The sequence below is a fragment of the Pseudomonas sp. GW456-E7 genome, assembly GCF_059424105.1.
Window position 1 is genome coordinate 1 of the sequence record NZ_JBWKZB010000015.1, and the last position, 24,751, is coordinate 24,751.

The window sequence follows — 24,751 nt, forward strand, 5'->3', positions numbered from 1 at the left end:
GGAGCCAGCCTGCTGGCGATGGACTCAGATGCGCCGCGTTTATCCAGCTCACCCGCGTTATCGTTAACGACCATCGCTGGCAAGCCAGCTCCCACAGGGGACCGTGCCTACGCTGAGACTGTAGGAGCCAGCCTGCTGGCGATGGACTCAGATGCGCCGCGTTTATCCAGCTCACCCGCGTTATCGTTAACGACCATCGCAGGCAAGCCAGCTCCCACAGGGGACCGTGCCCACGCTGAAACTGTAGGAGCCAGCCTGCTGGCGATGGACTCCAGTGCGCCGCGGTTATCCGGTTAACACGCGTAATCGTTGACAACCATCGCTGGCAAGCCAGCTCCTACAGGGGACCGCGGCCGAGTTCAAACCAGGGAAAGAACCGATCAAAGCGTCGGCAATTGCCCGATGCGGCCCATCATCTCGGTCACGATCTGCAAGTCCAGCAGGAACTGCTCGGTCGTCTTGAACTCGTTGTCGTTGTGACCGGTGTACTTGACGTCCGGCATGGCCAGGCCGAATTGCACGCCGTTGGGCAATTCGTGCACGGACGTGGCGCCGGCGGAGGTGCCGAACTTGTGTTCCATGCCGAGGTTTTCGCTGGCCACTGCGAGCAAGGCCTTGACCCATTCGCCCTCGGGGTTGCGATACATCGGTTCGGCAATCGACAGGTCGAAGGTCGGTGCGATCCCGGTCTTCTTGCTCCAGGCGTCCAGCTTTGCGGCGATTTCGGACTTCAGCGCTTCTGGTGTCTTGCCCTTCGGCACGCGTAGGTTGACGGCGAGTTTGAAGGCTTTGTCATCCATTCCGACATAGGTCAGGGAAGTGGTCAGCGGGCCCATGAACGCATCGGCAAAACCGACCCCCAGCTTGCCACCCAGGTAGTCCAGCCCCCAGTTGTCGGCGGCGTAGCGGGCGGCGTCGGTGATCTGGTTGTGCTTGAGCGCGACCTTGCCGTCGAGGCTGTTGATGAAGTCGAGCATCCTGGCCACCGGGTTGACGCCGGACTCGGGCTCGGAGGAGTGGGCGGAAACGCCGGTGACCGTCAGTTTGACGTCCTTGCCGTCGACCTTGGCAGCCACTTCGAAGTTGCCGCCATTTTGCTTGGCGTACTCAGTGCCGGCCTTTTGCAGGCTGGCAGCCAGTTCGGCGGGCTTGTCGGTCACCAGGGTCGCGACCGATGTCGATGGAATCTGGTTGGTGGCCAGGCCGCCAGTCATCGAAATGATTTCTGCACCTTTGCCCTCACCAGCACGCTTGGCGAAGCTGGCCATGACGGTGCCGTAGCCTTTCTCGGCGATCACCACCGGGTAGCCGCCATCCAGCGCCAGGTTGTAGTTGGGCGTCGGGTTGCGCTCGAAGTAGTAGGGGATGGCGTCACCGGTGGTTTCTTCGGTGGTGTCGACCAGCAGCTTGAAGTTGCGCGCCAGCGGCAGTTGCTCCTCCTTGATGATCTTCATGGCGTAGAGCGCCACCACGATGCCGTTCTTGTCATCTTCGGTGCCGCGGCCGTACATGCGATCGCCGACCAGGGTGACCTTGAACGGATCGAGGCGAGTGCCGTCCTGCAGCACCCAGTTCTCCGGCGTCACCGGCACCACATCGGCATGGGCGTGAATGCCCACGACTTCATCGCCCTTGCCTTCGAGGGAGATCTCGTAGACGCGGTTGTCGATGTTGCGAAAGTTCAGGTTGAACGCCTGGGCGAGGCCCTTGATCTTCTCGGCAATCTTGAGGAATTCGGGGTTGTCGTGCTGGTCAACGCCGTCCACGCGCACGGTCGGAATGGCCACCAGCTCCTTCAGGGTTTCGGTGGCCGCGCTGCCGTACTTCACCCGGGCATAAAGACCCAGCAAACGATGGATTTCGTTCTGCTGCTCAGCGGACAGCGTCTTGTTGCCGAGGAAGGCACTGATGGCCGGGCCGAGGTCGTCGGTTTTGGCGACATCGCTCTTGGCCAGGGTTTGCAGGAACTGGCGGAAATCCTTGACCGAAGCATCATTGAACGTCTTGAGGATGATCGCGCTCTGTTGCGGTGTGATGTTGGCGTGGGCTGCGCCGGTGAACGACGAAAGGCTGGCGAGCATGAGGGTGGTCGCAGCCAGGTGCTTGAGTGAAAAATCCATTGCTGGGGGCATTCCTTTGCAGGCGGGTTGTAAGAAATATCTGATCGTCTGATCAGAAACATTTCAAAACTAACACCATGCGCGTGTGAAACGGGAGCCCCTGAAGTGGGATCTGTCGCACAGAAATGCAAAAGCGACGCAGAAACGCAAAACCGCTCTATCAGTGTTTACATTCCGCCAACACCACCTGGCAGGTATTCGGCGTGCCGCCCGATCGGCCGGCATAGCGGATGCAGTTACTCAGGGATTTCTGGCGAGCCATGTTCAGCGTGTCGCCCCAGGCGAGGCCACCTTCGCCGACAGTGGGGAGGGCTTTTGCATAGCAGGCTGAGCCGGTGCTAGAGGCTGAATAGCGAGCCGTGTTGGTCTTGCCTGAGCATCCGCCTGTCAGCACCAGATTGGCCGCGAGCAGGGAAAGCAGGATCCATGACGAGCCTTGGCGTGCAGTCTGTCCCGTCATTGCGTTTCCCCTGTATCAAGAGGCGATCAAGGTCGTGTCTATTCAGATTAGGCCTCTTTCAGGGCATCCTCCACCTTCGGCTGGACCTGCCTCAATCAATAGAATTATGTGTTTTTGGTATTACTGCTATCCGATTGGATCTATTCATTAATTAATGCCTGGGCGGTAGTTTGCCTCTCTGCGATTACACATCGAGAGCCACTCATGACCCGGGATTCCATCCGCAAGTACGCACATGCCGCCGTCAGGGCGGGCACGCTCTGTCTCACCCTGACTGGCGGGGCGCTGGTGGAGGCTGCCGAGCGCAGTGAGGACAGCCCACTGATCATCAAGGATCAAGGCAGCCTGATTGCCGGCGGGGGACTGATCACCCAGCCGGGTCGCTTTGATCCTTACAAACCCATGATGCCTGACGGCCAGACCTACCATGGCGACCATGTGTATGCGTTCTATCAGGTACCGGTCGATGCGCACCCCTTGCCCATCGTCATGTGGCATGGCGCGGGGCAATCGGCGAAGTCCTGGGAAACCACGGCCGATGGCCGCGAAGGCTTCCAGAACATCTTCCTGCGGCGCGGGTTCTCCACCTACCTGATTGACCAACCGCGCCGTGGCGATGCGGGGCGCAGCCTGGTGGAAACGACGATCAAGCCAGTGCCGGACGAGCAACTGTGGTTCAACCAGTTCCGCATCGGACTGTGGCCTGAAACCTTCGAGGGCAGTCAGTTCCCCCGTGGGCCGCAGGCGTTGGAGCAATTCTTCCGTTCGATGACACCCAACACCGGCCCTTATGACATTGAAGTCGCCTCCGATGGCGTATCCGCGCTGTTGGACAAGACCGGGCCCGCCATCCTGTTCACCCACTCTCAGGGCGGTGGACCCGGTTGGATGACCGCGATCAAGAGCCAACAGGTGCGGGGCATCGTCGCGTTCGAGCCGGGTAGCAGCTTTGTGTTTCCCGAAGGCGAGGTGCCGGCGCCGATTCCCAGCGCGTTCGACACGCTCTCGGCGCAGGTCGTATCGAAGGCGCAGTTCGAAGCGCTGACGCATATCCCCATCCTGATCATCTACGGCGACAACATCCCCGACAAGCCGGTTCGTTTACCGGCACAGGACAGCTGGCGTGCCCGGCTCGAGATGGCGCGACTGTGGCGAGACACCGTGAACCGCCATGGCGGCGACGTGCGGCTCATTCACCTGCCGGAGATCGGCATCAGGGGCAACAGCCACTTCCCGTTTTCGGACCTGAACAACGTCGAGATCGCGGACCTGGTTTCGCAGTTTCTCGCCGAGAAAAAACTCGATTGATGCCGAGCAGGGCAATCGTTGCCGCACACCCTTGGAAACTGGAATTGTCAGGAGTATTCACAAGATGCGAACCACGCTGAAGGCCACACTCATGGCCGCCATGATCGGCATGTCCGGCGTTGACGCCGAGGCGGCGGACTACAGACAGAATCCCTACACCTTGACCTACGCAGGCGCGCTGGTGAAGAACGAACCAGGCAAGGTCAACATCCATCCGGTCACCTACAGACTCAACGGCCTGGACATCGCCGCCAACGTCTACACCCCGGCCAATTATGACGCGACGAAGAAATACCCGGCCGTCGTCGTGGCGCATCCCAATGGCGGGGTGAAGGAGCAGGTCGCCGGCCTGTATGCCCAGCGCCTGGCCGATCAGGGCTACATCACGATCACGGCAGATGCGGCGTATCAGGGGGCCAGCGGTGGCGAGCCGCGCAACATCGACAAGCCCGCGTACCGCATCGAGGACATCCATGGCATGGCGGACTTCATCGCCCGCTATCCCGGTGTCGACAGCGCGCGACTGGGTTTGCTCGGTATCTGCGGCGGCGGGGGGTATTCGTTGAAGGCGGCGCAAACCGACAAACGCTTCCAGTCGATCGCGACCTTGAGCATGTTCAACTCCGGGCTGGTACGTCGCAATGGTTACCGGGACTCGCAACTGTCGACGATTCAGGAGCGCTTGCGACAGGCTTCGGCCGCCCGCGCGCAGGAAGCGGCGGGCGGGGAGGTGCTCTACGTTGGCGACGCCAGGCTGACCGATGAGCAGATCGCCAGGCTGCCGTTCGATCTGTATCGGCAGGGTTTTGAGTATTACGGCAAGACCCACGCCCATCCGAACTCGACCTTCCGCTACACCCAGAGCAGCCTGCTGGACCTGATGAGCTTCGATGCCACGGACCAGATCGAGCTGATCGACCAACCCTTGCTGATGATCGCCGGCAGCAAGGCCGACAGCCTGTACATGTCGGAGCAGGCGTTCGCCAAGGCCACTGGAACCGGTGACAAGAAACTGTTCACGATCGATGGCGCGACCCATATCGAAACCTATTGGGTGCCTGAGTATGTGGACGTCGCCATTGGCCAGTTGAACGCGTTCTACGCCAGAACACTCTGACTCGAGGGATCCTTCATCATGAAAAACACGCTTTTTGGCATCGCGGTGTGCGCCGCGGCGCCTTTTGCCGGCGCAGCAGGGGCCGACAGTGTCAGTGAGCCCAGGGCCGCCCAGCAGATCAGTCGGGCAGGCAGCCAGGCTTCGGTCGCCGGCCCGGCAGATTATTTCACCGGGCAGGTGCGCGTCGATCCGTTGTTTCCTGCCACGGGCGAGAACAATGCATCCGGTGCCTACGTCACCTTCGAGCCGGGCGCGCGTTCGGCCTGGCACACCCATCCTGCCGGCCAGCGATTGGTGGTGACCTCCGGTGTCGGCCTGACGCAAGAGTGGGGCAAGCCCGTGCAGGAAATCCATCCGGGGGATGTGATTGTCTGCCCGCCGGGCGTCAAGCACTGGCATGGTGCCGCTGCGACGAGCCGCATGACGCACCTGGCTGTGACCGGATCGGTAGAGGGCCAAAGCGTGCAATGGCTGGAGAAGGTCACCGATGCCCAGTACAGCGCCCAACGTTCCGTTGCGCCGCAATCCTCGCCTGCTACGCAACCCGTTTCCGAGACATTGTCCGAAAGGCAGCAGGCCATCCCGTTGATTGCCGCCGCCATGGCCACGAGCAATATTCCCCGACTCAATGCGGCCTTGAACCAGGGGCTTGATGCAGGGCTGACGGTCAGCGAGGCCAAGGAAATACTGGTGCAGCTCTACGCCTACAGCGGTTTCCCGCGCAGCCTCAATGCCCTTGGCGAGTTGATGAAAGTGGTCGAAGCACGTAAACAGCGGGGCATCGAGGATGTGGCGGGGCGCGAGTCCGGTCGCGTCATTCCCGTCGGCGATGAGTTGCTGGCGGTTGGCAAGGCCAACCAGACGCGCATTGCCGGGGCGCCTGTCCAGGGGCCGCTGTTCGACTTCGTCCCTGTCATCAATCAGTACCTGCAAACGCATCTGTTCGGTGACATTTTCGAGCGCGACAACCTTGACTGGCAAAGTCGGGAGCTGGCGACCGTCGCGGCGCTGGCCGCCACGCCGGGCGTAGAGTCACAACTGCGCTCGCACATGGCCGCCAGCCTGCGGGTTGGCCTGACTGTCGGGCAATTGCGTCAGTTGACCCGGCTACTGGCCGATCAGGGGGATGCCGAAGCAGCCAAGCGGGCCGCCGAGGCGCTGGACGTCACCCAGGCCAATCAGGCCAATCAGCCCGGATAGCGCAAGGCTTCGCGCAGCAGGGTAAAGGCCGGCGAGCTCTGCCGCCGGCTCGGGTAATAGAGGTGGTAGCCGGAGAACGGCTCGCACCAGTCCGTGAGCACGCGGATCAACCGGCCCTGCGCGACATGCTCCTGCACCAGGTCTTCCGGCATGTAGGCCAGGCCCAACCCCTGCAGGGCAGCCTGCAGGCGCATGGCAATGTTGTTGAACACCAGTTGGCCCTCGACGCGGACGTTCACTGACTGGCCATTTTTCTCGAACTCCCACGAATACAGCCCACCGTGAGTCGGCATGCGCAAGGTGATGCAATTGTGCTGCATCAGATCGATCGGGACGACGGGCTTTGAATATCGGGTGAAATACGCGGGGGAGCCGACCACCACCATGCGCATGTCGGGGCCGATGCGCATGGCGATCATGTCCTTGGCGACCTGCTCACCCAACCGTACGCCAGCGTCGAAGCCTTCGGCCACTATGTCGGTAAAGCCGTAGTCGACGATGATTTCGATGTTGAGGTCAGGATAGTCCGGCAGCAATCTGGCCAGTACGGGGTGCAGAACCGTGATCGCTGCATGCTCGCCGGCCGTGATCCGCAACTTGCCCGCCGGCTTGTCGCGGAATGCACTGAGCAGGGCCAGTTCGTTGTCGATCTCTTCGAACCTGGGGGCGATCACCCGCAGCAGATGCTCGCCGGCTTCAGTCGGCGAAACGCTGCGTGTGGTGCGAGATAGCAACCGGACACCCAGTCGATCCTCCAGCTGGCGCATGGCGCGGCTCAAGGCCGGCTGCGACATACCCAGCCTGGCGGCGGCACGGGTAAAACTGCGCTCCTGCGCCACGGCCGAGAAGATCGCCAGTTGGTCGTAGCTTTCGACGGTCATTGATACGCACCTGTTATGAACCGGTTGCGATTATGCCATCTGAAGTGGGTAATGGGGTTGCCCTGGGATGTTCACGGTCTGGTCAAAAAGTGGTTCATCACGTAATTCCGGGAAACTGTAGGAGCTGCCGAAGGCTGCGATCTTTTGATCTTGATCTTCGGCAATCTCCAGATCGCAAAAGCAAGATCAAAAGATCGCAGCCTTCGGCAGCTCCTACAGATATTTCGTAATCTCTGTTCCCCCGGGATTTCCAGAAAATCGACAAGTTCCATCCTCAAGCCGATGCCACCTGCGCCGAGCCTTGTTGAACGAAACGTTCAATCAACCATCGCGCCGCCGGCCCCGGTGGCACATCCGTGCGGTAGATGACGTCGAAGGCATATTGGCCGCTTTTGTATTCCGGAATGTTCAGTTGCACGAGCCGACCGCTCTGCAGATCTTCCTGGACCATCGGGGCCGGCATGTTGCCCCAGCCGATGCCTTCACGCAGCAGCATGTGCTTGGCGCCCAGGTCCGCCAGCCGCCAGGTGCGGTTACTGAGTACGGCGAAATCCTTGTCCTTGGTCAGCACCGAACGGTCGGACAGCACCAGTTGCGTGAACTCTCGCCCGGCGCCCGGAACATTCGAGTCGCTCGATGCCAGTGGATGATTCGGGGCGGCCACCGGAATCAACTCGACACTGCCGACGCCCATTCTTTCGATACCGTCGATGCCTTCATTCATGGGCCCACTGACGCCGATGATCGCGCCACGGTTGATCACCAGCTCAGTGACGGCGCCGAGCGCTTCCATATGCAAGTGCAGGGCAACGGTCGGGAATGCTTCGCGAAAGGATTTGAGTGCGTCCACCACGCGATCGGGCGGAAGCATCACATCGAGTACCACGTGAACCTCGGCTTCGAGCCCCTGGAGCAGGCCCTTCACTTTGGCGCGCAATCCATGAATACCGTTGGCGATGGTCCTGGCTTCGGCCAGCACGGTGCGGCCGGCATCGGTGAGCTGGGGTTTGCGGGTGGTCTGACGGTCAAACAGCGACACGCCGAGCTGCATTTCCAGGTTGGCGATCGAGTAACTGATGACCGAGGTGGCCCGGTGCAGTTTTCTGGCCGCTGCGGCAAAACTGCCGACTTCCACGACCGTCAGGAACACGCGCAGCTGGTCCAGTGTCGGTGTTCCGGGGTCAGAGATCATGCCTGTTTCCTCGAACGTAATGGCCAATATTATCCCGGTACAACTTATCGCGTCATGCATCTGCCCGGTGTGCTGAAAAAATGAAACACCAGGCAGATAAGCGCAAAACCGCGACAGGTTGAACAAGGCTCCTAAAGAGTGGCGAACCGTGATCGGCGACAGTTGAGTCGTCGAAAGCGACACCCGCATACGGCGTATGCGCAGCGGCTGGAATGGTTCAGCTGCTCTCTGGAAAGGAGAAACGAAATGACTGATTTTATGCCTACCCCCAACGAAATCGCCGGCAAAGTCGTGATTGTGACGGGCGCCGCCAGTGGTATCGGCCGTGCCATCGCCGAGCTGTTCCATGCCCGTGGCGCCAAGGTCATTGCCGAAGACATCAACCCTGAAGTGAACGCTCTCGAGCGTCCGGGCCTGGTGCCATTAGTGGCCGACATCACGGTCGATGGCTCGGCGGAAAAAGCGGTTGCCCTGGCCGTTCAGCACTTCGGCAAGCTCGATGTGCTGGTCAACAACGCGGGACGGATCATCTACAAGCCTCTGGTCGAGATGACACGCGAGGACTGGAGCTGGCAGATGGAGACCAACGTGACGGGCGCGTTCCTCCATTCCCGTGAGGCGGCGAAAGAAATGATGAAGCAAAAGTCAGGCGCCATCGTCAACATTGCATCCTATGCCTCTTACTTCGCGTTCCCGGGCATCGCAGCCTACACCGCATCGAAAGGGGCACTGGCGCAACTGACCCGGACCCAGGCCCTGGAAGCGATAGAGCACGGTATTCGGGTCAACGCGATTGGCGTGGGCGACGTGGTCACCAATCTGCTCAATCACTTCATGGAAGATGGCCCGGGCTTCCTGCAAGAGCACGGCAAGTCGGCACCGATCGGTCGTGCGGCTTCGCCCGATGAAATCGCCGAGATCGTGGCGTTCCTGGCCTCCGAGCGCGCCAGTTTCATTGTCGGCTCGGTTGTCATGGCCGATGGCGGCATGAGCATTCCCGTGGGCAGTTGATTGGCCGGTTGCATTTGCGGTACGGCGAGCACCGTGCCGCGTTTTCATTTGCGGTAATGACTGGGCGGGACGCCGACCTCCCGTTTGAATGCCTGGGAAAAATGGCTGGCGCTGCTGTACCCGACCTCAAGTCCCGCATCGATGATGCTCATGTCGGTTTCAATCAGCAGTTGCCTGGCCTTGGTCATTCTCAGCCTGATGAAGTAGCGCGAGGGTGAAAGGCCCGTGGCGCGTTTGAACAGGCGGCTGAAGTGGTACTCGCTCATCCCGGCTGCGTCGGCCAGATCCCCCAGGCAAAACGTCTCACCCAGCGACGCCTCCATCGCAGTCACCGCACGCTTGAGCTTGAAGGCCGGCAGGGCATTGCGCTGAACGATGTTATCGGCTTGCGCATCCAGATAGTGGCGCGCCAGGTGCACGGCGATGCACTGGGCGATGCCTTGCATCAGCAGCGGGCTGGTTTCTCCCCGGGATTGCAGTTCGACTCTGAACTGTTCGAACAACAACGATAACGTCTCGTCACGCCCCCCGGATATTTCACGCAGACAAATCGAACCCGTGACCTGTTTGCCGGTTTCCTGGATCGCTCGTTCCAGCAGGGGCAGGCCGAGGTAAATGTGCATCACCACAAAGGGCTCCGCACTGGTCACTTGCCAGCGCATTTCGTAGGGCATGGCGCTGGTGGTCAGGAAAAAATCCCCTTGTGTCACTTCACTCGCCCGCCACGCTTCGCCTGCCTCCCGTTCCTCAATGGTGGCGCTCCCGGAAAGTACCCAGACAATCAGCGGCTCAGCCACGGCGGGAACGATAACGCTTTGCTCGATCCGCTCGCGGGTAAAGATCTGCACCAGCACATCGTTGGAAAAAACCTCGTCGGAGGCGGCCAGGCGCTGACCGCGAATGTGGGCCTCCAGGCCTGTTGCAGACGTTCGCTCAGCAGTTTGCACGATTGAGCTCCCTTTCGATGGGGTGATTGGCTTGTCTATTTTATCGAATCTAATGATCTAAATTAGTCGTCTATTCAGATGAGCTGTCCAAGAGCAACATTTCCTCAACAGGGCGGTTCATGTCGAATCGCACCCCATTGAAGGAAATGCCTCATGACGACTTCCGCAAACATCGCTCATTCCGCCACCGCTGAACAGAGCCGCTCCGACGTCACCCAAGCCTCGGCCTCGTTGATCGGCCGCGTACTGCTCAGCGCAATCTTCATCCTCTCCGGTTTTTCGAAACTGGCCGCTCCGGCCATGATGGTCGGCTACATCGGTTCTGTGGGTCTTCCCCTTCCGCAATTGGCGCTGGCGCTGGCGATCATCGTTGAAATCGGTGGTGGCCTGGCACTGATCGCCGGTTACCGCACCCGCACCGTTGCCGCCGTACTGGCCGTGTTCAGCGTGTTTACCGCACTGGCCTTCCATAACGCCCTGGGCGATCAAAACCAGTTCATTCACTTCTTCAAGAACATCGCCATGGCCGGTGGCCTGCTGCAGGTCGTGGCCTTTGGTGCCGGTCGTTTCAGCCTCGACGCCCGCCGTCGTTGATACCCCCGCGCTGCGAAGGCCAGCCCCTCGCAGCGCAATGTTCTTCTCCCTTCTTTTTCGATAGTCGAGACCTCCATGAAAGCCATACGCGTATACGAATACGGCAGCCCTGAAGTTTTACGTCTGGAAGACATTGCCGACCCGGTGGCCGGCGTCGGTGAAGTGCTGATCGATGTCGCCGGAGCCGGGGTGAACCCGATTGACTGGAAGATCCTCTCCGGTGCCATGAAAGCGTTCATCCCTTTGCCGCTGCCCTTTACCCCGGGGGTTGAAGTGGCCGGTACCGTGATCGCGCTGGGGCAGGGCGTCACTGAATTCAGCCTTGGCGATGAAGTGTTTGGTTTCATCAACATCGTCGGAGGTTATGCGACCAAAGCCGTCGCCCAGGTTGCAAAACTGGCGCTAAAGCCCAAATCGCTCAGTGCCTTGCAGGCCAGCGCTGTCCCCGCCACGGCCCTGACGGCGTGGCAGGCCCTGACCGAACACGCGGGTGTGCAACGTCGGCAGAAAGTATTGATCCACGCCGCGGCCGGTGGCGTGGGCAGCATGGCGGTGCAGATGGCCAAGTACCTGGGCGCCGAAGTCTACGCAACGGCCTCCGCGCACAATCACGCTTACCTTAAAGACCTCGGCGCTGATTACACCATCGACTACAGGACCCAGGCATTCGAAGAGCTGGTGTCCGGTGTCGATGTGGTACTGGACCTGGTGGGCGGCGACACACAGACCCGTTCATTTGCGGTGCTGAAAAAACACGGCGTGCTGGTATCGCCCGTGAGCCTGCCGAACATGTCACTGGCCAACGACTACGGTGTGACCCCCGCCAACTTTGCCACTCGCTCCGATGGCCGGCAGCTTTCGCTGATTGCCGAACTGTTCGACAAGGGACATCTCAGGGTCGACGTCGAGGCATTCCCGTTGAGTGAGGCGAAAGTGGCGATCGAAAAAAGCATGGGCCGGCATTTACAGGGCAGGCTTGTCCTCGACGCCACGAAGTAAAGGGTTCCCCGACAGGATCAGGCAAGTTGTCAGAAGGATCTGACTAACTGGCCGACCGCCGTTATCCCTAATCTGGACTGGCAGCGAGACACCGCTCTCGCGTCACCAGACACTCAAGTGAGGGATTAGGTCATGTCGGATATCTCGAAAAAAGTCGTTCTGATCACGGGCGCGAGCAGTGGCATAGGCGAGGCGACAGCGCGCCTGTTGGCCAGCAAGGGGGCGCATGTCGTACTCGGGGCGCGTCGTACCGAGCGCCTCGAAGCACTCTGTGGCGAGATCAACGCGAGCGGTGGAGTCGCTCACTTTCAGGCATTGGATGTCACCCGCCGAGACGACATGCAAGGGTTTGTGGACTTTGCGTTGAATTTGCATGGCCGGGTCGATGTGATCGTCAACAATGCCGGGGTGATGCCGCTGTCGAAACTCGAGGCGCTGAAAGTCTCCGAGTGGGACCGGATGATTGACGTCAATATTCGCGGGGTCTTGCACGGTATCGCGGCCGGTTTGCCGCTGATGCAAAAACAGCAATCAGGCCAGTTCATCAATATCGCCTCGATCGGTGCCTACACCGTCAGCCCGACGGCGGCGGTCTACTGCGCGACCAAGTTTGCCGTGCGCGCCATCTCGGAAGGGTTGCGCCAGGAGGTCGGTGGGGACATCCGTGTCACCGTGATTTCCCCTGGGGTTACCGAGTCCGAATTGGCCGAGAGCATTTCCGATGAAGGCGGGCGGGCCGAGATGCGCGAGTTCCGCAAGATCGCCATCCCTGCCATGGCGGTTGCTCGTGCGATCGCTTACGCCATTGAACAGCCTGCCGATGTGGACGTCAGCGAACTGATTGTCCGCCCGACCGCCAGTGCGTTCTGAATGAAGGACTTGAAGATGACGATGAAAAAATCCGCTGATCAGGCTAAGTACGTTGGTCTGTGGGTCACGGCAGACGGGCTCATCCGCCATGAGCTGTTGCCGGGTGGCCGGTACGATGAAGCCCGGGGCCGCAAGACGAGTGCCTATCAGGGCCAGTATTGGCTGGAGGGTGACCACATCGAGTACGTCGATGACACCGGCTTCACGGCTGACGGGGAGTTCCGCGACGGGATCCTGTATCACGCGGGCATGATTCTTTATCGCCAGATGTAGACGCCTGACGCCGCAGTGGCGGGTGCTCATTCGACATGGCGTGAGCACCGCCGCCATCCGTCATCGCGCATTGCGCCCGTTATGCGTGTACCGACCTCACCACTCGCCTCACATGGCTCAACAGGTGATCGACATCCTCGGCAGTGGTGGCGAACGAGGTGACAAAACGCACGATGTTGGGGCCCCAGCGATCATGGTAGAAGACGAACCCGGCCTTCAGCAGTGCATCGATCACGGCAAAGTCCAGCCGACAGAACAGGATATTCGCCTCGGTGCCGCCCAGCACTTCAACGCCGCTCAGCCCGGCAAGCCCCTGCGCCAGGCGCTGGGCGGCAGCGTTGGCCTTGCGGGCATTGTGCAGCCAGAGATCATCGGTCAGGTACGCATCGATCTGCGCCGAAAGAAAACGCATTTTGGAGAAGAGGTGACCTGCACGCTTGCGGCGGTACCTCATCTCCGTTGCGAGCGAGGTGTTGAACAGGACGACGGCTTCCGCCGCCAGCACGCCATTCTTGGTGGCGCCAAACGACAGGGCATCCACGCCGGCCTTCCAGGTCATCTCTGCCGCCGAGCATCCTAGGGACACCAGGGCGTTGGCGAAACGGGACCCATCCATATGGAACCCGAGGGAAGCCGACTTGCAGACCTCACCGATAGCCGCGATGTCGTCCAGGGTGTAGAGGCTGCCGACTTCGGTGGCCTGGGTGATGCTGACGCAAGCGGGCTGGGTCGTGTGCACGTCACCCAGTTTTTCGCGGGTGCGCTCACGCAGTCGGGTGATGTCCAGCTTGGCCGACGGGCCGTCGATGGTCATCAGCTTCGCGCCGTTGGAGAAGAACTCCGGCGCACCACATTCGTCGTTGTTGATGTGACTGGCGGGGTGGCAATAGATATTGCCCCAGGGTGGCGTCATCGCGCTCAGGCACAGGCCGTTGGCGGCGGTGCCGGTGGGCACGAGAAGGACCTCTACGTCGCGCTCGAAGATCTCGCTGAACTTGCGCTGGACCCGCGCCGTCAACTCGTCGGTGCCATAGGGACCCGCCTGGCCCGTGCAGTGTTTCACGAGGGCGTGTGCCACCTCCGGCGATGCGCCGGCGATGTTGTCACTTGAAAAACCCAGGGCGGGCGGTCTGTTTGTTTCACCGTTCATCATCGAATTCTCGGCTGCGCAGGCGAAGGTGTTTCGCCTGGATTGGCGCATCCTAGGGAGAGGGACGGTTGTCGCGCTTGTAAAAAATTGACGCTCGCCTGATGCGACGCCCTAAGTCCTGTAGCGCGAGGGTGCGACGCCGAATGCCTGGCGAAAGGCGCGGTTGAAATGGCTCTGATCGTAAAAGCCGACGGCGTGGGCGACATCGACGATCGGTTGCCCGCTGCGCGATAGCAGGCCACACGCCCGTTCCAGACGCAGCCGAAGCAGCCATGCGTGCGGCGTCATGCCGATGGTCCGCTTGAACTGCTTGAGGAACGGGAATCGGCCCAGACCGCACAGTCCGGCAAGATCATCGAGCGTGATGCGCTGATCGATGTGACTGAAACAATAGTCCCTGACGCGGGACCATTGCAGGGCTGAGAGCGATCCGGGAATGCTTTCGGGCGTGATTGCCCGTGACTGGCGCAACAGGCGTTCAAACAGGGTGATCCATTGTGTCTGCAGCGCGAGACTGCCGGGGCCAACGTCCTGCTGCATCGCTTCGTGCAGCCCGCGCAGGTTGCCGACAAGCCGCGGGTCTTCCAGCAACACACTGCTCAACTCAAGCTCTCTCGGTTGACCGCTGATCTCCTCGGTCATGCCCGCGATCAGTGCCTGCGACAGGCGGAACGTCTTTAGCGTATAGGCGCCGCCGCCTTCAGACGCACCATCGTGAATTTCACCCGGCGGCATCAGGGCAATACGGCCCGGCCCTAAAAGAAACGACTCGCCTTTCGAACGATGACGCTGGATGCCTTCGGTGACAAAGCCAATGTGGAAATCGAGGTGGTAATGGCGATCGAAACCGACATCCGCAAAGCGTGCGGAACCCAAGACCAGGCCTGGCACTTCGGACACGTGATGGTACTTGGCATGCTCAGTCATGGGACCCGTTCAACAATCGGCGAGGAGGGCAGGGGCGCACAAAGTCTAGGTGCTCACGCGGTTTGGGTCCATGGGGTGCCAGTAACGGGGGTGGTTACCGAGGCTCCTGCGGTGCGTCTGCCGTATTCATCTTCCGGATCACCAGCCCGATGAATGCCGATACCGCCAGCGGCAGCTGCCGGCGGCTCGGATACAGCACGTTCAGGCCATAGCCTTTGGGTTGGTATTGCGGCAGTACCGGGATCAGCGCGCCGGTCTCTACCTCCAGCCTGGCCATCACGGGCGGCAGCAGCGCGATGCCGAGCCCGGCCACGGCGGCCTTGCGCAATGCCTGTGCGGTGTTGCCGCTGAAGCGCCCGGCAACCTGCACTTCTTCCTCGCCATCGGGACCGACCAGGCGCCAGGTGGCGTGACCGCCCGGCTGCGCGGAGATCACACAGTCGTGGTCCGCCAGATCCTGCAAGGTGCGGGGGGCGCCACGCGCCGCGATGTAGGCCGGACTGGCCACCATGCCGACGCTGCGCGGGTCCAGGATCTGGCGGCCGACAAAACCGGAATCGCGCAAGGGGCCGCCGCGAAAGGCGACGTCGATCTGTTCTGCGATCAGGTCGGCCTTCGCGTCGCTGAGCACGAAATCGAGCCGCACGCGCGGGTGCTCGGCCAGAAACCCGCTCACCCATTCCATCTGGAAAAAGTCGAAAAAGTCGGCGGGAGCCGCCACCCGCACCAGACCGCTGGGCTCGTTGCTGCCGGTCATCAACGCTTGTCCCGCTTCGAGCAGACCGTCGACCGCTCCCACGCAACGCTCGTGAAAGCCTTGGCCGGCACTGGTGAGCGTGAGCTTGCGGGTGGAGCGTTGCAGCAGCCGTGTGCTGAGGTGCGCTTCGAGCTGCTGGATGCGGCGACTCAGGGTATTGGGCGGCATGCCCAGCCGGCGCGCCGCCTCGGCAAAGCTGCCGCAGCGGACCACCTGGACAAACATCGCGATGTCATTGAGGTCGAGCATGGCCGGTCATTCCTGACATGGGTGGACGAGTGAAATCCAATTGTACCGGCTAATCAAGTAATCGGCCTCGCTCTATTGTCTGGGGTATCGGGCTGCGAGGCCTCCTGCTTAGAGTGATCCTGATGAACGTTCAGCCACAGCCTTACAACGCGGTTGCTCCGGGCACTGCGCGTGAAACCGACACTTATCGGGCAATCAGCTACCGCACCACAGGCAGCGGGCATGGCGCGATCGTCCGGTTGATGAGCCCGGGTGATCTCGGCCACCTGGTCAAGCCCTTTGTGTTCCTTGACCTGTTCGAAGGTGAGAGCTCGTTCATCAATGGCATGCCCATGCACCCGCACTCGGGCATCGCCACTGTCACCGTCATTACCGAAGGCAACCTGCGCTTCGAGGATGCGGATTCGGGCAAGGGCATGATCGACTACGGCGGTGTCGAGTGGATGCGGGCCGGAGGCGGGGTCTGGCACGGCAAGGAAATGTCGATGGGTACATCGAAGCGGATCCAGGGCTTTCAATTGTGGGTGGCACTGCCGCCGGCGTTGGAAAACGCCAGTGTCGACAGCCAGTACCTGGAGTCGGGCGCGATGCCCGAAGTGGGGCCGGCGCGGGTGATTCTCGGCACCTATCAGGGCGTTCAGAGTCCGGTCCGCGCTCCCGCCGGCATCAATTATCTGCTGGTCACGCTGCGTGCCGGGGAATTCTGGCGCTATGTGCCGCCCGAAGGTCATGAGTCGTTGTGGTTGAGCGTCAGCCGCGGATCCCTTGGCGTACCCGGGGTGGTCATGGCGGGAGAAATGGTGATCTTCGAGCCAGGTAGCGGTGCCGTCACGCTCAACGCCATGCACAAGGATACGGTCTTCGTGATCGGCTCGGCGTTACCCCATCCCCATGAACTGGCACTGGGCAACTACTCGGTGCATACCAACCCGCAAGCCTTGCGGGCGGGGGAGGCGAAAATCGCCGAGATTGGCGCCCGGTTGCGTGAGTATCTGAAAAAGCCCGACGGCTCAGGCAGCGTGCCGGTTTTCAAATAACCCGGATGTCCTGGTCTGACCGAAGGGGTGCCGGTCGAAGGATTTTGAGATGGAACGGGGGGGCTTTCGCTGTGTCGCGAAGCCTCACGCCTGTGGACTCCAACGGTGGCTACAACAGTGCTCTGTTCGTCAGATCAAGGCCGATATTTTGAGCCGGCCTTGTCATGGGGAGGGCAGGCTGTATCGGGACGGCGTGTCGAGTTTCTTGAAGTACTGCACGGCAAAATCGACGAAGGTCTTGACCCGTAACGGCAGCTTTTTTCCACCCTCGGTCAGTAGGTGAAACCCGGTGCTGGGGCATTGATAGTCTTCAAGCAGCGGGACCAACCGTTTGGCTTGTATGTCGTCCGCCACCTCCCAGACTGACTTCCAGATGATCCCCAAGCCTTGAACGCCCCATTGGCGCAAGGTGAAACCGTCATTGGCCAGCCGATTGCCCTTGACCTGAATGGTGGTCGGCACGCCTTTGTCCATGAACTTCCATCGATCAAGTGTGAAATCTGCACTCAGGTGTACCAGGCAGTTGTGATGCTGCAGGTCTTCAGGGCTGAGCGGTGCGCCGTGCCGCTCAAGATACTGCGGAGAACAGCAAACTATATGCCGGTCCACACCGAGGGAGCGCGCGATAAGTGTGCTGTCCGGAAGGTCGCCGAACCTGATCGCAATGTCCGAGCCGGACTCGACAAAGTCCAGTACGCGGTCAGTGAGAAAAAGGCGAATGCGGATATGGGGATTTTCGCTGATGAAGCTATCGACCAGTTGACTGATCCACTGCCGACCCAGATCGGTAGGGCACGTCAGGCCGATAGTACCCAGCAAATCGCTGTGGCCGTTTTTGATGATGCTGTCGAGGGTGTCGACCTCCTCGAGAATTCTCTGGGCATTTTCAAACAGCAACTGCCCTTCGGCGGTAGGGCTCAAGCTTCGGGTGTTGCGCTTGAGCAAGCGCAATCCATAGAAGTCCTCCATCGCCTTTAGTCGACCACTCATGGCCGCTGGCGACAGGCCCATTTGCCGACCCGCCGTTGAAAGTGAACCTGTCTGAACGACAAGGCGAAACAGCCGCATGTCCTGCAATCGATCGACCATGGGGATTTCGCCTCGTGAAAGTTGCCTTTTATTGCTGTCAAAGTATCAGCCAATTATTCAGTAAAAACCATCTAATCAAAGAGTCGACGGATAAGGTGAATAAGTGCGCAAGCGCTTTGGAGTAGGGGTTTGAGGGTGTCTGTGAAACGAATTCAAATGTGTTTGTTGTTTGGTTCATCTTTCAGCTTTGGTGAAGAGTCAATTTCCTAAAATCGAATAGAAAAGTCCGATTGATTGTTAATAATGCTAGCCAGTGCCTGTGAGTCACAATAAAAAAGAGGGTTTATGCTATGCGCGTTCAATATCAAGAGGCCGCCCCTTCGATAGACCTGGCCGGTCAGTTCAAATTGGCAATGGGCCGCTTTGCCTCTTCTATAACCCTGATCACCACACTTGATGACGATGGCCAGCCCCACGGCCTGGCTGCAACTGCCTTTTCCTCGGTGTCGATGGACCCTGCGTCGGCCCTGATCTGTGTCAATCGCAGCGCAAGCGCTTCACCGATCATCAAGCGTTCCGGGCTGTTCTGCGTGAACATGCTGCAAAGTCAGCACGAACCGATCTGCAAAATATTCAGCCAGCCCGATCTGCGCGAACGACGTTTTGTCGAGGGTGATTGGCGCACGGGTGTTCACGGTATTCGTTACTTGGCCGACGCCCAGGCGGCGATCTTTTGCGAAGTGGTACAGGAGATTGAACACGGCACGCACACGGTGATTATCGGTAACGTCATTTATGTCATCACGCAGCCACTGGACGAGCCACTTCTTTATATGGAGGGGCGTTACAGGGAGTTGGGTCGTTAATTCGTGGTTGGCGCGTACTGCTCGATCTTATAACAATTACATAAGAAGTGGATGTGGGTATGAATAATCAGTTGTTGGCAAAAACAAGACTGCCCGGGTCGGTTCCAAAGTGGGTCGGTCTGGAAAACAGTGTGGCGGGTCCGATGGTCGGGCTTTTATTGTTATGTGCAGTATTAACCTTCTTTACCGATAGTTTTCTGACTTTGAGCAACCTGCTCAATGTGCTGGATCAAGTGACGGTGCTGGGCATCATGGCGCTGGGCATGACGCTGGTGATTCTCATCGGTGGCATCGATCTGTCGGTGGGTGCAGTGCTGGCGGTAGCGATCATGGTCATGAGCTGGCTCGAACAGGTTCTCGGCCTGCCGATGTGGGCGGCCATGCTCGGAGCGATAGCCGTTGGTGCAGCGTGTGGGTCGACCACAGCCTTGCTGGTGGTTCGGGCTGGCCTTCCATCATTCATTGCGACGCTGGCGATGATGTCCATAGCGCGTGGCCTGGCCTATATGGTCACGGACGGCGCGCAAGTCAGCGGATTCCCGGAGTGGTTCAGCAATCTCTCGGTTATTCGCTATGGCGGCGTGCTGTCGCTCACCGTGAGTTGTTTCGTGGTGCTGGCGCTGGTGTTCTGGTTCGTTCTCAAGTTCACGGTGCCCGGTCGCAGCCTGTATGCCATCGGCGGTAGCAGCAAGGTCGCCAAGCTCGCCGGGATCCGGGTCAAGGGTTACACCAGCGCGGTGTACATCATCTCCGGCATCTGTGCGGCCCTGGGCGGCATCATCATGACGTCCCGTCTGGACACCGCCGGTGCTGGCGCGGGTGTCGGCTACGAACTGGATGTGATCGCTGCCGTGGTGATCGGCGGTGGCAGCCTCAAGGGCGGTGCGGGGAGTGTGGTCGGCACGATCATCGGCGTATTGATCATCGGCGTTTTGCGCAACGGCCTGAACCTGGCCGGCATTTCTCCCTTCGTCCAGCAAGTGGTCATCGGCGCGGTGATCGCTTTCGCGGTGATGCTCGACTTGCTCAAGCGCAAGGCCGACTGATCCCGGGTCATTGGCCAACACCCGCATCGTTCCACGCACAATAAAAAGGTAAAAAACATGAACCTGTCTGCTTTTTCGCTTCGTTTTCTGTGGTTGCCATTGCTGGGCTGCCTGATGTCGGCCGGTGCTTACGCACAAAGCAAACCTACGGACGAAATCACCGTGGGGATGTCGATCCCGAGCCTGCAATGGGTGTTCTACCTGATGGTTCGAGACGGTGTTATGGAGCAAGCCAAGACCCTCGGCATCAAGAGTGTGTTGGTGGCCGATGCACAGGCCGATCCCGCGCGCCAGGTCAGTCAGATTCAGGACATGTTGAGCAAAGGCATCGATGTGCTGCTCTACACCGCCACCGGTAGCGCTGCTTCGGCCGTGCCTGTGCGCCTGGCGCGACAGCAGGGGGTGCCGGTGATCTGCATTGACAACTTTCCGAAAAACGTCGAATGCGATGCCTACATCTCTACCGACAACCTGGCCGCGGCGGGCGAACTGGCCCGGCAAATGATCAAGTTGACGGGCGGCAAGGCTGAAATCGGCCTGCTGCAAGGGACTCTTGGCGATTCCACTGAAGTCGCTCGGGCCAAAGGCCTGGATGCGGTGCTGTCCGAGGCCCCGGAGATGAAGATCATCGACCGCAAACCGACTGACTGGCTGCAGGACAACGGCTTCAAGGTCGCCCAGGACATGCTGCAAAAGAACCCGAAGATCAACGTGTTCATCGGACGTTCCGATGCGCCGGCGCTCGGTGCGGCTCAGGCGGTAAAGGTGGCCAACATCGATCACAAGGTCTGGGTGTTCGGTTATGACGGTTTGCCATCTGCCCTGGAAGCGATTCGCGATGGAAAACTGGACATGACCATCACGCAACAAGCCGTGGAAATGGGTCGTACCGCGTTGCGTACCGCGGTCGATCTACAGCAAGGCAAACCGGTGACCAAGACTCAGCTGTTGCCGGCCTTCGTCACCACCCGGGAAAACGCAGCAACCTTCCTTGAGCAGCATCCTTGAGACCGGTGAAGGGAGGGCAAGTCATGAGTGCGATCAATACCACCCAGGCGCCGTTGTTCCGTGCAAGCAACATCGGCAAGTCATTCAACTCGGTCAGGGTGCTGGAAGATATCAGCCTCGATATCGGCTATGGAGAAGTGGTGGCATTGCTGGGGGAAAACGGCGCGGGTAAATCGACCTTTTCCTCCATCGTCGCCGGCGCACTGACGCCGTCCAAAGGCACGATGTTCCTGGCCGGTGAACCCTATGCGCCGAGTGGACCGGGGGCTGCGATGGCGCTGGGGATCAACATGATCCATCAGGAAGTCCACCTGCTGCCTGACCTGAGCGTGGCGGAGAACGTTTTCCTCGGTCATCTGCCGACCCGCGACGGCATCATCGACCGTAAGAAGATGTTCCGTGAAACAGAGACGCAACTGCGGCGCCTGGGTCTGGATATCTCGCCGGATACACCGGTGCGGCAACTGAAAATCGCCGCCCAGCAGCTGGTGGAAATCGCCCGGGCCCTGACGCTCAACTCGCGCCTGTTGATTCTCGACGAGCCGACCGCAGCCCTGGGCAAGGACGAAACCGACCTGCTGTTCAAACAGATCGAGGAACTGAAGAAGGCGGGCGTTTCCTTCATCTACATCAGTCATCGCATGGATGAGATCGCGCGGATCGCCGACAAGGTCGTGGTCATGCGCGATGGTCACCTGATCGCTCGTCACGACAGCGGAGCGGCCGATGTCGGCGTCCTGGTGTCGCAGATGGTGGGGCGCCCGATCGACCGTTTGTTTCCGGAATTGCCGACCCCAGGGGATGCGCCGGTATTGAGCGTCGAGCATCTGTCGGACAAGGCGGGGCGCTTTCACGATGTGTCATTTTCAGTGAAGGCCGGGGAGATTTTCGGCATTGCCGGTATCGTCGGCGCCGGTCGAACGGAGCTGGTTCAGGCGATCGCCGGGTTGAGTGCGTTGAGCCAGGGCAGGGTGATGCTGGGGGATCGGACGCTGCCAGCCAATAACGTGCTGGCGGCGATCCATGCCGGTGTCGTGCTGATCCCGGAGGACCGCAAATCCGAAGGCGTAGTGCTGAGCCAGACGATTGCCGAGAACCTGGCCTACTGCAATCTGGATAGTCTCAGCTCGTGCGGCGTCATGGCCAATCACCGGGTAGCGGCATTCGCTCGTGAACGCATTGCGGCGCTGGGGATCAAGGGCGTGGCGGGGCAGATGCTCGACAAGTTGTCCGGCGGCAACCAGCAGAAAGTGGTGATCGCCAAATGGATCGCGCGCAATCCAAAAGTCATCATCCTCGATGAGCCGACCCGAGGCATCGACATGGGCGCACGCGCGGCGATTTACGAGCTGATCATCAATCTGGCTAAAACCGGGGTGTCAGTGATTGTCGTCAGTTCTGACCTGGACGAAGTCATCGGTCTGTCCCATCGGGTCATGGTCATGGCGCGCGGCTGTTCCCAGGGCATTCTGCATCGGCCGCAGATTGCCCCCGACAGCATCATGACCCTGGCCACCGCTTGATGACGGGCATTAATCGAGGAGGATCAAACATGTCGAACCCGTACCAGGCACTGCCGTATCGGCCCTTTGCCGAACTGCTGGATTTGTCCGGAAAAACCGCCGTCGTCACCGGAGGCAGCAACGGCATCGGCTTCGCCATCAGTCGGCGCCTGGCCGAAGCAGGGGCCAATGTACTGATCGGCAGTCTGGCGCCGGAGCGCAGCGGCGAACTGATCGAGGCCGGTTTCGCCGTGGACTTTCACGCCACCGATGTCAGTCGTCCGAGTGACATTCAAGGGTTGGCGGACACCGCGATCGAACGTTTCGGTGGCCTGGATATCTGGGTCAATAACGCTGGCGTCTACCCGCTCCAGGCGGTTGATGACATCGATGCGGGTTTCTGGGACGCAGTCCACGCAATCAATACGCGAGCGGTGTTTCTGGGCGCTCAGGCCGCACAACGACAAATGCGCCGGCAGAAAAGCGCCGGGGCGATCGTCAATCTGTCGTCGATTTGCGGTCACCGACCCATGGCCAATCACTGCACCTATGACGCTTCCAAGGGCGCGGTACTGGCCATGACCCGAAGCCTGGCGAAGGACTTGAGTGCCTTCAACATTCGGGTCAATTCGATCTCGCCAGGCTTGACCGCGACGCCGGGCAACCTGGAGCCGGAACTGCTCGAACAGCACCGGCAGAACAACGTGCTGGGCAACATCGCCCTGGGTCGGGCGGCCGAGCCCTGGGAGATCGCCGATGCCGTGCTGTTCCTGGTTTCGCCGCTGTCGTCCTATGTGACGGGCATCGATTTGCTGGTGGACGGCGGCTGGTTGCTGCACGGAAGTTGAAGCACAAATAAAGCATTTGAGGGTGAGTTGTACGCGCTGAAGTGACGCGTAAATTGCCCCGGATATTTAACCCATTCCTTGAACGTTGCGACTTGCAGCGCCGGCACTGGCACGCCTGCGAAACGAGCGCTCGTCATCAAAACGGTGTGCAGCGAAAACAGTTTCGCAGTGCACCGGTCACTGAAAACAGCAGGAGAACGACATGAAACTCGCCATGTTCATGCAGCCGCTTCATCACAAGGGCTGGGACTATCACGAGATGTACGATCAGGACATCGCGTGTGCCGTCCATGCCGACAGCGTCGGTTTTGATGAGCTTTGGGTCGGTGAACATACGTCACAGCGCACCGAGCCGATTACCAATGCGCTGCAATTTCTGTCCACCCTGATTCCGCTCACCCAACGCATGAAACTGTGCACCGGTGTGCTGAATCTTCCGCACCATTTCCCGGCGCGAATCGCCGCCGATGCCGCGATGTTCGACCACATGTCCAAGGGGCGTTTCATCATGGGCATCGGCCCGGGTGGGCTGGCTTCCGACTTCGAGGTGTACGGCAGCAACGGCAAGGACCGTGGGCAGATGATGGTGGAGTGCTACGAGATGATCCGTGCGATCTGGAACTCGGGGGCGCCCTATGATTTTTCCTCGCAGCACTACCAGGTCAGCCTCAAGGAATCGGTGCACCACGAACTGGAGATCGGCTACATGCCGACGCCTTTCCAGAAGCCGTTTCCTCGGGTGGCAACCACGGCCATGAGTCCGTTTTCCGGTACCGCAAAACTTGCGGGCGCCAGGGATTGGGACCTGATGTCCGCCAACTTCAACCCGACGGCAACGGTGGCTTCCCATTGGCTGGCTTACTGTCAGGGCGCGGAAAGTGCCGGGATCAAGGCCGATGCCAATAATTGGCGAGTGGCCCGTTCGGTGTTCGTTGCCGACTCCCAGGCCCAGGCCGAAGACTATCTGGCGCAAGAGAGCTGCACGCTGCGGCGCTACTTCGACTACATGATCGATAACCTGGCCACCAACCATTACACCAAGATCTTCAAGACCCGCCCCGACATGACCGACGAGGAAGTGACGGTCGACCACTGCATCAAGGAAATGGTGATTTACGGCGACGTCAATTCCGTCACCGAGCAACTGGTCGCGTTCAGTGAGCAGACCGGGCCGTTCGGTACCTTGATGACCACCTTCCACGAGTGGGACGACGAAGCGCTGTGGCGGCGCTCGATGCAGCTGACCGCGCAGCAGGTCATGCCGCGCCTCAACGACTACATGACGCCACGCTTGAAAGCGCAGTAATCGCCCGATTGCGCTGGGCTTATGTGCGGCCGCGTCGCGGATGCGGCCGAAACT

24 protein-coding genes are annotated in these 24,751 nt (G+C 60.1%); 15 read left to right on the plus strand and 9 right to left on the minus strand.

Annotated elements, in window-relative coordinates; all coding sequences use genetic code 11:
• Positions 1-380: 380 nt before the first annotated feature.
• Positions 381-2,120 (minus strand): dipeptidase, encoded by a 1,740-nt coding sequence (locus tag AC07YV_RS12055; RefSeq protein WP_102699759.1) that lies wholly within the window; start codon positions 2,118-2,120, stop codon positions 381-383.
• 160 nt (positions 2,121-2,280) lie between these two features.
• Positions 2,281-2,580, minus strand: coding sequence for a hypothetical protein (locus AC07YV_RS12060; RefSeq protein WP_102699758.1), 300 nt, complete (start codon positions 2,578-2,580; stop codon positions 2,281-2,283).
• Positions 2,581-2,784: 204 nt separating this feature from the next.
• Here AC07YV_RS12060 and AC07YV_RS12065 point away from each other — a divergent pair, with 204 nt between their 5' ends.
• The 3 genes from AC07YV_RS12065 to AC07YV_RS12075 all read left to right on the plus strand — a co-directional run bounded on the left by AC07YV_RS12065 (position 2,785) and on the right by AC07YV_RS12075 (position 6,205).
• Positions 2,785-3,888: an alpha/beta hydrolase gene (locus AC07YV_RS12065; protein WP_102699757.1), complete on the plus strand. Its 1,104-nt coding sequence runs from the start codon at positions 2,785-2,787 to the stop codon at positions 3,886-3,888.
• Between the two features lie 64 nt (positions 3,889-3,952).
• Positions 3,953-5,005, plus strand: a complete 1,053-nt coding sequence (locus AC07YV_RS12070; RefSeq protein ID WP_494990295.1) for an alpha/beta hydrolase — start codon at positions 3,953-3,955, stop codon at positions 5,003-5,005.
• 18 nt (positions 5,006-5,023) lie between these two features.
• On the plus strand, positions 5,024-6,205 hold the full coding sequence (locus tag AC07YV_RS12075) for a (R)-mandelonitrile lyase (RefSeq protein ID WP_102699755.1): 1,182 nt from the start codon (positions 5,024-5,026) through the stop codon (positions 6,203-6,205).
• Here AC07YV_RS12075 and AC07YV_RS12080 read toward each other — a convergent pair.
• Positions 6,193-7,086, minus strand: a complete 894-nt coding sequence (locus AC07YV_RS12080; RefSeq protein WP_102699754.1) for a LysR family transcriptional regulator — start codon at positions 7,084-7,086, stop codon at positions 6,193-6,195. The genes AC07YV_RS12075 and AC07YV_RS12080 overlap by 13 nt on opposite strands.
• 274 nt (positions 7,087-7,360) lie before the next feature.
• Positions 7,361-8,278: a LysR family transcriptional regulator gene (locus AC07YV_RS12085; RefSeq protein ID WP_102699753.1), complete on the minus strand. Its 918-nt coding sequence runs from the start codon at positions 8,276-8,278 to the stop codon at positions 7,361-7,363.
• A gap of 246 nt (positions 8,279-8,524) precedes the next feature.
• Between AC07YV_RS12085 and AC07YV_RS12090 the strand changes: the two genes are divergently transcribed.
• Positions 8,525-9,289 (plus strand): SDR family NAD(P)-dependent oxidoreductase, encoded by a 765-nt coding sequence (locus AC07YV_RS12090; protein ID WP_102699752.1) that lies wholly within the window; start codon positions 8,525-8,527, stop codon positions 9,287-9,289.
• Between the two features lie 44 nt (positions 9,290-9,333).
• Here AC07YV_RS12090 and AC07YV_RS12095 read toward each other — a convergent pair whose 3' ends face one another.
• Positions 9,334-10,236: a helix-turn-helix domain-containing protein gene (locus AC07YV_RS12095; RefSeq protein WP_102699751.1), complete on the minus strand. Its 903-nt coding sequence runs from the start codon at positions 10,234-10,236 to the stop codon at positions 9,334-9,336.
• A gap of 153 nt (positions 10,237-10,389) precedes the next feature.
• Between AC07YV_RS12095 and AC07YV_RS12100 the strand changes: the two genes are divergently transcribed.
• The 4 genes from AC07YV_RS12100 (at position 10,390) to AC07YV_RS12115 (ending at position 12,972) form a co-directional block, all read left to right on the plus strand.
• Positions 10,390-10,830: a DoxX family protein gene (locus AC07YV_RS12100; protein WP_102699750.1), complete on the plus strand. Its 441-nt coding sequence runs from the start codon at positions 10,390-10,392 to the stop codon at positions 10,828-10,830.
• A 75-nt stretch (positions 10,831-10,905) separates the two neighbouring features.
• Positions 10,906-11,829: an NADP-dependent oxidoreductase gene (locus AC07YV_RS12105; RefSeq protein ID WP_102699749.1), complete on the plus strand. Its 924-nt coding sequence runs from the start codon at positions 10,906-10,908 to the stop codon at positions 11,827-11,829.
• Positions 11,830-11,961: 132 nt separating this feature from the next.
• The gene (locus AC07YV_RS12110; protein WP_102699748.1) at positions 11,962-12,699 is read left to right on the plus strand and encodes an SDR family oxidoreductase; all 738 of its coding nucleotides are present in this window, start codon (positions 11,962-11,964) and stop codon (positions 12,697-12,699) included.
• Between the two features lie 15 nt (positions 12,700-12,714).
• The gene (locus AC07YV_RS12115) at positions 12,715-12,972 is read left to right on the plus strand and encodes an Atu4866 domain-containing protein (protein WP_102699763.1); all 258 of its coding nucleotides are present in this window, start codon (positions 12,715-12,717) and stop codon (positions 12,970-12,972) included.
• 79 nt (positions 12,973-13,051) lie between these two features.
• Here the strand turns inward: AC07YV_RS12115 and AC07YV_RS12120 are convergent, their stop codons facing one another.
• From AC07YV_RS12120 to AC07YV_RS12130, 3 genes are all read right to left on the minus strand, one after another.
• Positions 13,052-14,173, minus strand: coding sequence for a threonine aldolase family protein (locus tag AC07YV_RS12120; RefSeq protein WP_494990296.1), 1,122 nt, complete (start codon positions 14,171-14,173; stop codon positions 13,052-13,054).
• A gap of 60 nt (positions 14,174-14,233) precedes the next feature.
• Positions 14,234-15,049, minus strand: coding sequence for a helix-turn-helix transcriptional regulator (locus AC07YV_RS12125; RefSeq protein WP_102699747.1), 816 nt, complete (start codon positions 15,047-15,049; stop codon positions 14,234-14,236).
• Positions 15,050-15,143: 94 nt separating this feature from the next.
• Positions 15,144-16,055: a LysR family transcriptional regulator gene (locus AC07YV_RS12130; protein WP_102699746.1), complete on the minus strand. Its 912-nt coding sequence runs from the start codon at positions 16,053-16,055 to the stop codon at positions 15,144-15,146.
• A 122-nt stretch (positions 16,056-16,177) separates the two neighbouring features.
• Between AC07YV_RS12130 and AC07YV_RS12135 the strand changes: the two genes are divergently transcribed.
• Positions 16,178-17,092, plus strand: coding sequence for a pirin family protein (locus AC07YV_RS12135; protein WP_102699745.1), 915 nt, complete (start codon positions 16,178-16,180; stop codon positions 17,090-17,092).
• 162 nt (positions 17,093-17,254) lie between these two features.
• Here AC07YV_RS12135 and AC07YV_RS12140 read toward each other — a convergent pair whose 3' ends face one another.
• Positions 17,255-18,181, minus strand: coding sequence for a LysR family transcriptional regulator (locus AC07YV_RS12140; protein WP_173900805.1), 927 nt, complete (start codon positions 18,179-18,181; stop codon positions 17,255-17,257).
• A 290-nt stretch (positions 18,182-18,471) separates the two neighbouring features.
• Here AC07YV_RS12140 and AC07YV_RS12145 point away from each other — a divergent pair, with 290 nt between their 5' ends.
• The 6 genes from AC07YV_RS12145 (at position 18,472) to AC07YV_RS12170 (ending at position 24,697) form a co-directional block, all read left to right on the plus strand.
• Complete coding sequence (locus tag AC07YV_RS12145; protein WP_102699744.1) at positions 18,472-18,987, plus strand: flavin reductase family protein; 516 nt, start codon at positions 18,472-18,474, stop codon at positions 18,985-18,987.
• Positions 18,988-19,046: 59 nt separating this feature from the next.
• Positions 19,047-20,033: an ABC transporter permease gene (locus tag AC07YV_RS12150; RefSeq protein WP_007979549.1), complete on the plus strand. Its 987-nt coding sequence runs from the start codon at positions 19,047-19,049 to the stop codon at positions 20,031-20,033.
• Positions 20,034-20,090: 57 nt separating this feature from the next.
• On the plus strand, positions 20,091-21,041 hold the full coding sequence (locus tag AC07YV_RS12155; protein WP_102699743.1) for a sugar ABC transporter substrate-binding protein: 951 nt from the start codon (positions 20,091-20,093) through the stop codon (positions 21,039-21,041).
• A 23-nt stretch (positions 21,042-21,064) separates the two neighbouring features.
• Entirely contained in the window at positions 21,065-22,564 is a 1,500-nt protein-coding gene (locus tag AC07YV_RS12160; protein WP_102699742.1) for a sugar ABC transporter ATP-binding protein, read from the plus strand.
• Positions 22,565-22,593: 29 nt separating this feature from the next.
• Positions 22,594-23,391 (plus strand): SDR family NAD(P)-dependent oxidoreductase, encoded by a 798-nt coding sequence (locus AC07YV_RS12165; RefSeq protein WP_102699741.1) that lies wholly within the window; start codon positions 22,594-22,596, stop codon positions 23,389-23,391.
• A gap of 202 nt (positions 23,392-23,593) precedes the next feature.
• Positions 23,594-24,697 (plus strand): LLM class flavin-dependent oxidoreductase, encoded by a 1,104-nt coding sequence (locus tag AC07YV_RS12170; protein WP_102699740.1) that lies wholly within the window; start codon positions 23,594-23,596, stop codon positions 24,695-24,697.
• Positions 24,698-24,751: the final 54 nt, after the last annotated feature.